This window comes from Nocardia alni (assembly GCF_019038435.1).
In the GTDB taxonomy this organism is placed as follows: domain Bacteria; phylum Actinomycetota; class Actinomycetes; order Mycobacteriales; family Mycobacteriaceae; genus Nocardia; species Nocardia alni.
Map to the genome: position 1 here is coordinate 55,705 of NZ_JAGPOX010000041.1, position 8,391 is coordinate 64,095.

General features: G+C 66.7%; 7 protein-coding genes. 3 read left to right on the forward strand and 4 right to left on the reverse strand.

Annotated elements, in window-relative coordinates:
* The first annotated feature begins 98 nt into the window (after positions 1–98).
* The 3 genes from JZ791_RS46290 to JZ791_RS17800 all read left to right on the forward strand — a co-directional run bounded on the left by JZ791_RS46290 (position 99) and on the right by JZ791_RS17800 (position 2,899).
* Positions 99–1,313 (forward strand): sensor histidine kinase, encoded by a 1,215-nt coding sequence (locus JZ791_RS46290; protein WP_308162967.1) that lies wholly within the window; start codon positions 99–101, stop codon positions 1,311–1,313.
* Complete coding sequence (locus JZ791_RS17795) at positions 1,300–1,980, forward strand: response regulator transcription factor (RefSeq protein WP_216896247.1); 681 nt, start codon at positions 1,300–1,302, stop codon at positions 1,978–1,980. The genes JZ791_RS46290 and JZ791_RS17795 overlap by 14 nt, the downstream gene beginning before the upstream one ends.
* 145 nt (positions 1,981–2,125) lie before the next feature.
* Positions 2,126–2,899 carry an LLM class flavin-dependent oxidoreductase gene (locus JZ791_RS17800; RefSeq protein WP_254205868.1) on the forward strand — a complete coding sequence of 258 codons (774 nt, stop codon included), beginning with the start codon at positions 2,126–2,128 and terminating at the stop codon, positions 2,897–2,899.
* A gap of 22 nt (positions 2,900–2,921) precedes the next feature.
* On the opposite strand, the gene JZ791_RS17805 is transcribed toward JZ791_RS17800, so the two are convergent.
* The 4 genes from JZ791_RS17805 to JZ791_RS17820 form a co-directional block, all read right to left on the reverse strand.
* Positions 2,922–3,332 carry a phytanoyl-CoA dioxygenase family protein gene (locus JZ791_RS17805; protein WP_308162968.1) on the reverse strand — a complete coding sequence of 137 codons (411 nt, stop codon included), beginning with the start codon at positions 3,330–3,332 and terminating at the stop codon, positions 2,922–2,924.
* 276 nt (positions 3,333–3,608) lie between these two features.
* Positions 3,609–4,097 (reverse strand): hypothetical protein, encoded by a 489-nt coding sequence (locus tag JZ791_RS17810; protein WP_216896250.1) that lies wholly within the window; start codon positions 4,095–4,097, stop codon positions 3,609–3,611.
* A gap of 145 nt (positions 4,098–4,242) precedes the next feature.
* On the reverse strand, positions 4,243–6,786 hold the full coding sequence (locus JZ791_RS17815) for an ATP-dependent Clp protease ATP-binding subunit (RefSeq protein WP_216896265.1): 2,544 nt from the start codon (positions 6,784–6,786) through the stop codon (positions 4,243–4,245).
* A gap of 313 nt (positions 6,787–7,099) precedes the next feature.
* Positions 7,100–8,062, reverse strand: a complete 963-nt coding sequence (locus tag JZ791_RS17820) for an esterase/lipase family protein (protein ID WP_216896251.1) — start codon at positions 8,060–8,062, stop codon at positions 7,100–7,102.
* Positions 8,063–8,391: the final 329 nt, after the last annotated feature.

Sequence of the window (8,391 nt, forward strand, 5' to 3'; positions counted from 1 at the left end):
CGACACATCCGCCGCCCGGCGCGACCACGCATACGTATCTCGACGTAATTCGCGCTGCGCAGCGGCATTATCAGCGCCGGCGGCGTTACCGTTCGAGGGTGGAATCGCGGATTCGTCCGGGCGGCAGGGATCTGCTGCTGACGCTGATCGTCGCCGCCGTGCAGGTGGGCGGCGGGCGGGCGGCGAACCTGCACTGGCACGACGCCGGCTCACGCGAGCTCGACGCCCTCGGCTACGCGTTGCTGGTCATCGGTCCGCTGCTGCTGCTGGGGCGGCGTGCCTGCCCACGAGCGGTGCTGATCGGCGTCCTCGCCGTCACGCTGACCTACCTGCTGTGCGGCTTCGGCTACGGCCCGATCTTCATCGCGCTGGTGGTCGCGTTCCTGTCCGCCGGCACGCGCGGTTCACGCTGGTACACCTATCCGCTGGTACCGCTGGGCTATCTGCTGATGGCCTGGCCCGCGCCCGGAATCCGCGGGCATCCGACCGACTATTCGCTGGTCTTCGGGGTACTGGCCTGGCTGGCGGTGCTGGTCGCGGTGGCCGAGGGGACCCGGCAGCGGCGGGTGGTCCATCTCGCGCGGCGGCAGCGAGCCCAGGCCGCGCGCCGTAACCAACAGGCCGAACGCGCGCGCGAACTGGCCGAACGCGAACAGCGCGCGACCCAGGAGCGCCTGGCGATCGCTCGCGAGCTGCACGATGTGCTCGCGCACAGCCTGTCGCTGATCAATGTGCAATCCTCGGTGGCGCTGGAGTTGCTCGATCGCAAACCCGAGCAGGCGGCCACGGCGCTGGCCGCGATCAAGGCCGCCAGCCGCGACGCGATCGGCGAGGTACAGGCGCTGCTGCGCTCCTTGCGCTCGGGCGCGGACGGTGTGGAATTCGTTGTCGCGCCGACGAGTCCGGCGGTGCGCGTGAGCGATCTGGAGACGCTGCTGGCACCGGCTCGGACTGCGGGGCTCGACGTCCGGGTCCGCGTGCGCGGTACACCCGTTCGTCTGCCCGCGGTTCTGGACACCGCGGCCGCCCGTATCGTCCAGGAGTCGCTGACCAATGTGCTGCGCCACGCGCCCGGCGCGAAGGCCGTTGTCGAGGTGGACTACTCGCCCGAGGAGCTACGCCTGACCGTCGAGAACACCGCACCCGAGAATGCTGCACAGTCATCCACAACCCTCGGTGGAAACGGCATCCCCGGTATGGCCGAACGCGCCTGCGCCCTCGGCGGCGAGGTATCCGCGACCGCGCTGCACACGGGCGGCTTTCGCGTCACCGCCCGCCTGCCCATCCCCAGGAGCTCCGATGATTCCCGATGAGAACGCGCGTATCCGAGTCCTCGTGGCCGACGATCAGGCACTGGTGCGGGGCGGTTTCGCCGCGCTGCTGGAGGCGCAGGAGGGTATCGAGGTGGTCGGGGAGGCGGCCGACGGGGAGCAGGCGGTGCGGATGTGCCGGGAGCTGACCCCCGATGTGGTGTTGATGGACATCCGAATGCCGGTGCTGGACGGGTTGGCCGCCACCCGGGAGATCGCCGCCGATCCGCGGCTGGCGGGTGTGCGGGTGGTCGTGCTGACGACGTTCGAGCTCGACGAGTACGTCTTCGAGGCGATGCGTGCGGGGGCAACGGGATTCCTCGTCAAGCATACCGAGCCCGCGGACCTCGTCCGGGCGGTGCGGGTGGTCAGCGGTGGGGATGCGCTGTTGTCCCCCAGCGTCACTCGCCGCCTCGTCGCCGAATTCGCCTCGCGCGCAAAGCCGGCGCCCGCGGCCGCGTTGACCGAATTGACCGATCGCGAGCGTGAGGTGATGACCCTGGTGGCCGAGGGCCTGACCAATGCCGAGATCGCCGAAAGACTGTTCATGAGCCCGGCCACCGCTCGCACACACGTCAGCCGAATCCTGTTGAAACTCGACGCCCGCGACCGGACCCAATTGGTTGTCATGGCATATGAATCGGGTCTGGTGCGACCCGGCTGGCAATAGACGCCGAAAACCACTACACCGCAATACGCTTCGATACGTACGCGAATTATCGCAATCGCACCGACGCGTCCCTCGGGCCGCAGGGGCAGACTGGACGACGATAACTCGCTACGGGAGAAGCATCATGACAATACGATTCGGCACAATGCATGTTCCCGACTCGGGATTCGAATGGGTAGAGACCGCGAAAAGGGCTGAGCGGCAGGGATATCACACACTTTTGCTGCCGGATAATTTTTACGTCCCGTCGCCGTATCCGGCCTTGGCCGCCGCCGCGGCGGTGACCGACACGCTGCGGCTGCGGCCGAACGTCATCGCCGCACCGCTGCGCTCCGTCGCCGAGACCGTCCGGGAAAGCGCCACACTGCAATTGCTTTCCGGCGGACGCTTCGAATTGGGGATCGGCGTCGGCCGCCCCGACGCGCAACAGGAGACCGAACAGCTCGAACGCCGGTGGGGTTCGGCGACGCAGCGCCGCGCACACGTGCTCGAGACGGTGGCCGCCGTCCGCACCCGGGTCGATCCCGCGCCGCCGGTGATGATCGCCGCCGCGGGTCCTCGAATGCTAGCGGCCGCCGCACAGGTCGCCGACCGGATCCTGCCCGCCCTGTTCCCCACCGCCACCGAGGACGATCTGGCGGCGCTGATCGCCACCGCGCGCGAGGCGACCGATCGTCCCGTCGCGTTCACCCAGCAGATCGTCGGCATCGGCGACCAACTGTTCGCACCTCGGGTGTACGGGCATGTCCCGAGCGCCGCCGAGTTGCGTGAAGCGGGTGCGGTCGGCCTGCTCCCCGCGGACCCGGCCGAGGCCGCGGCGGTCCTCGAGTACCGGCAGGACAAATACGGCATCGATGAGGTGATCGTCCCGGGCGGACTGGCCGATGCCTTCCAGCCGATCCTCGACCGGCTGCGCTGATCGAGGGGCCATTTCGGACAATTCATGCGAGGCCGCGCCGAATCCCCTGCTCCACAGGTGAATAGGCGCCATCGGACCGGTCTAATGCGCAGGGTTCGCGCGAATACAGCGGCGGTTGCGCCATGAACCTCGGGCGCCCATTCCAATTGGGCTGCGCGGCATGCACCAGGAACGGATGGCACAGATACACATCACCCGCCTGCCCGGTGGCCAGCGCCAACGGCAGATCGGCTGTCGCAGCGTAGGTGTCGAGCAGTTCGAAACCTAGACCTGCTTCCCCAGCGGGCTCCAACACCTTCGGCAGCCGCAGATGCGAACCGACCCTGATCCTGGTCGGCGCGTCGTCGATACCCACATCAGAGAACAGCATCAGCAACGCGCGCCCCGTCGACCACAGGTTGATCCGCCACGTGGTGAAGTCGTGGCCCGCCACAGAATTTCCCGGCCCGCATCGGCGATATCCCGCGAAAAGGCCCGCTCCACCTTGACGAACCCCTCGCTGACGAACGCCTCGACCTGACTACCGGTAAGCGTGTGATCCTTTCGTCAACCCTCCGTCAATGACGATGAACACCCACTTACCGTTCCGCCACCGAATTTCCTCCGAATCGTTGTCCCCCGACGCGCCACGAACAGACGCGACGCCTCCCTACCGCGAGGCTCAGGATCGCGTCGGCGGCCGTGTGTGCATTCCTTGGGCATCGACTGGTTATGTAGCCGGGCCGTGTACGTCGGGCCAGGGTATGTCATTGATGTCGTCGGAATCCGGCCAGGCTACGGGGGCAGCAGGTAGTACCGGTTTTTCGACCTCGAATCCGGCTACATCGTGGATGCCGGAGCCGTCCCACAGCACCTGTCCATCGACCCGAATTCTCGCGGGACAAACAGGATCCGTTGCCACCGCACGGATGGTCCAGCCGTTACGAAACCCAATTCTGAGCTCGCCGGTCCGAAACGCGACGGATGAGACAACATCGGACGACCGTAGCCCCTGTTCCACCTGCGGCCGAGTCCACTCCACAATCGGTTTGCGGTCCTGATCACCGGAAATCCGGAAAACCGGCGAAAGCTGCGAGGAATATCCGGCCGCCACATCCATTCCATTGGCGAACGACAGGACCAAGCACTGCTCATGCCAGCCGATCGCTACGACCGTGCTCCGACGCAACGGCATCCGCCACCTGCCGTCGCGCTCCACGATGATTCCGTCCACGAACCGCCTTCTCGCTCAGTACTCCGATAAGTCTGTCAAGCCCTCGCCAGGCAGCCTCTGTCGCGAACGGGCGAGGACCCCTCCCACCGTGTGGTGGAAGGGGTCCTCGTGTCTGAGGGAAGTGGGTTTACTACTCCCCGGAGGCTGCGGACTCGCCGGCCAGGGCCGGTTCCGGCTTCTCCTCCTCGTCTACCGGCTTGGCCGGCTTGGGCTTGCCTACGAAGGTGAACTTCGCGTCCTCGCCGGCGCCCTCGCCGTCCCAGCCTTCGACGTCGACCTCGACGATCTGGCCGGGGCCGATCTCGCCGAACAGGATCTTCTCGGAGAGCTGATCCTCGATCTCGCGCTGGATGGTCCGGCGCAGCGGGCGGGCGCCCAGCACCGGGTCGAAGCCGCGCTTGGCCAGCAGGGACTTGGCCTGGTCGGACAGCTCCATCTCCATATCCTTGTTCCGCAGCTGGTTGCCGACGCGGTTGATCATCAGATCCACCATCTCCACGATCTGCTCGGTGGTGAGCTGGTGGAAGACGATCACGTCGTCGATGCGGTTCAGGAACTCGGGGCGGAAGTGCTTCTTCAGCTCGTCGTTGACCTTGAGCTTCATCCGCTCGTAGTTCGAGCCCTCGATGTTGGACTGGGTGAAGCCCAGGCCGACAGCCTTCGAGATATCCGAGGTGCCGAGGTTCGAGGTGAAGATCAGCACGGTGTTCTTGAAGTCGACCGTGCGGCCCTGACCGTCGGTGAGGCGGCCGTCCTCCAAGACCTGCAACAGGGTGTTGTAGATCTCCTGGTGGGCCTTCTCGATCTCGTCGAACAGCACGACCGAGAACGGCTTACGGCGCACCTTCTCGGTGAGCTGGCCGCCCTCCTCGTAGCCGACGTAGCCCGGAGGGGCGCCGAACAGCCGCGACGCGGTGAAGCGGTCGTGGAACTCGCCCATGTCGATCTGGATGAGCGCGTCGTCGTCGCCGAACAGGAAGTTCGCCAGCGCCTTGGACAGCTCGGTCTTACCGACACCGGACGGACCGGCGAAGATGAAGGAACCGGACGGACGCTTGGGGTCCTTCAGGCCGGCGCGAGTGCGGCGGATGGCCTTGGAGACCGCCTGGACCGCATCCTCCTGGCCGATGATCCGCTTGTGCAGCTCATCTTCCATGCGGAGCAGACGGGTGGTCTCCTCCTCGGTCAGCTTGAACACCGGGATGCCGGTCCAGTTGGCCAGCACCTCGGCGATCTGCTCGTCGTCGACCTCGGCCACGACGTCCAGGTCACCCGAACGCCACTGCTTCTCCCGGTCGGCGCGCTTGGCGACGAGCTGCTTCTCCTTGTCGCGTAGGCGCGCGGCCTTCTCGAAGTCCTGCGCGTCGATCGCGGACTCCTTCTCCCGGCGCGCGTCGGCGATCTTGTCGTCGAATTCGCGCAGGTCCGGCGGCGCGGTCATGCGGCGGATACGCATCCGGGCGCCGGCCTCGTCGATCAGGTCGATCGCCTTGTCCGGCAGGAAGCGGTCGTTGATGTAGCGGTCGGCCAGTGTGGCGGCCGCGACCAGCGCGGAGTCGGTGATGGAGACGCGGTGATGCGCCTCGTACCGGTCGCGCAGGCCCTTGAGGATGTTGATGGTGTGCTCGACTGTCGGCTCGCCCACCTGGACCGGCTGGAACCGGCGCTCCAGGGCGGCGTCCTTCTCGATGTACTTGCGGTACTCGTCGAGGGTGGTCGCGCCGATGGTCTGCAGCTCACCGCGGGCCAGCTTGGGCTTGAGGATCGAGGCCGCGTCGATGGCGCCCTCGGCCGCACCCGCACCCACCAGGGTGTGCAGCTCGTCGATGAACAGGATGATGTCACCGCGGGTGTTGATCTCCTTGAGCACCTTCTTCAGGCGTTCCTCGAAGTCACCGCGGTAGCGGCTGCCCGCGACCAGGGAACCCAGGTCGAGGGTGTACAGCTGCTTGTCCTTCAGGGTCTCGGGCACCTCGCCGTTGACGATGGCCTGAGCCAGGCCCTCGACGACGGCTGTCTTGCCGACACCGGGCTCGCCGATCAGCACCGGGTTGTTCTTGGTGCGGCGGGACAGCACCTGCATGACCCGCTCGATCTCTTTCGCGCGGCCGATGACCGGGTCGAGTTTGCCCTCGAGCGCGGCCTGGGTCAGGTTGCGACCGAACTGGTCGAGCACCAGCGAGGTGGACGGGGTGCCCGACTCGCCACGCGAGCCCGACTCCACCGGCTCCTTGCCCTGGTAGCCCGACAGCAGCTGGATGACCTGCTGACGTACGCGGTTGAGGTCGGCGCCCAGCTTGACCAGCACCTGGGCCGCCACGCCCTCGCCCTCGCGGATCAGACCGAGCAGGATGTGCTCGGTACCGATGTAGTTGTGGCCGAGCTGCAGCGCCTCGCGCAGGCTCAGCTCCAGCACCTTCTTGGCCCTCGGGGTGAAGGGGATGTGGCCGGACGGGGCCTGCTGGCCCTGCCCGATGATCTCCTCGACCTGGCTGCGGACGCCCTCCAACGAGATGCCGAGCGACTCGAGCGACTTGGCCGCGACGCCCTCACCCTCGTGAATCAGTCCCAGCAGGATGTGCTCGGTACCGATGTAGTTGTGGTTGAGCATCCGGGCCTCTTCTTGGGCCAGGACAACGACGCGCCTCGCGCGGTCGGTGAACCTCTCGAACATCGCTCCCTCACTCTCCTGCTCCGACATTCCGGCATCCGGCGCTCGGTGTTTCCTCTCGCGCAAGCCTGCCATGAAGCCCTGGGGTTGCCTCCCCTGCCTCCCACTCTAGTTGGCAAGGGTGACGGGTGCCGTCCGTCCACCCTATTGCGGACGACCGACAACTCGACTCATTCATGCATAACGTGACCGACGTCGTAATCGTTTCCACCCCAACTATGCCCAGAGCGAACACCGGGCAGCTCCTCGGGGCGGACATTCATAGCCGCCGCACATCAGCGCGAAGCGGTCGACGGACCCGGACCGCCGGACGCTCTCACCCCCCGACCGCCGGGAGGGTGAGGTGGCAGGGCACCGGTCGCGGATGCGCCGGGTCCAGCGCGTTCAGCGCGAACCCGGCGGCCCGGGCGTCGGCCACCAGGCCCGCGTGCTCGGAGTAGTCGACCGGGCACCCGTCCTGCAACAGGATCTGCGTTACCCCGGGCCCGGGAGTCACACCGACGGTAAACGGCACGATCAGCTCGTCGTAGCGGGTCTCGATATTGGTGTAGGTGACATGCCGGTCGTACACGCCGTCCGCGTTCAGCCGCCGCAGGAACGCCGAATGCCCGACCATCTGGCCGCACGGCAGGCACGCCCCTGCCGTGAGCATGGCGTCCACCGCGGGTTCGACGCCCAGCTGCCGGGCGAACGCGCGGATCATGTCGGTCTGCGGGTCGAAGGTGCCCACCCAGGGCGCGGCCAGTGCGACGAACTTGTCCACCATCGCCTCGCCACCGAGCCGCTTGATGTAGTAGTTGCCGACGATATTGCCCTGCGAGTGGGCGATCAGATCGACCTTCGAGGCTCCCGTTGTCGCCAGCACCTGGTGCACGAACGCGGCCAACTGCGCCGCGCTGTCCTGAATAGGCCGCATGCCGCCGATCGCCGAGACGGGCCAGGGCAGATTGTCGTACGCGCCGTAGGTCAGCGCGTAGACGCAGTACCCGGCGTTCGCGAGCAGCGGAACGTACACACCCCAATTGGTTTGCGCCCCACCACCGGTGCCGTGCACCAGCACCACCGGATCCGGATGCGCGGCGCTCGGACGGCAGAACCGGTCGTTGGATCCCGGGAGCGAGCCGCCGGGATGCTCGAGCTCCCCGGGTACGCCGGAGAAGAGGTTGTAATCTACCGGATATTCGGCGGCGGCCGTCCCCGTCGCGCCGATCCACAGCGCCAAAAAAATCGTCACTACCACTAAGGATCCCGGCAGTCTGCGTCGCAGCACGGTCCTCATCGACCCTCCCAAGTTAACGAACGTTCTCGCAGACTAACTGGAACGGGTTGCATTCCGGACCGGATTCAGCGAACCACCCTCCCAGCCACCAACGCTCCCACCGGCGAAGCCTCTCCGCACGCCGGAACCATGCGCCGGGTGCTGACAGCCGGTTGGCGTCCGACACCGCTGAACGTCCCCGCTAACGCAACCACCAACGCGCCCAGCGGCGAAGCGTCTCTGTACGCCGGAACCTCCTAGGAGGAGGCAATAACAATGAGGTGTTCGGCGCGGCGCGTCGGTCGGGTACCGCTGCGTAGGCGACGAAGGAGCAAGCAGCGGTGCCCGAC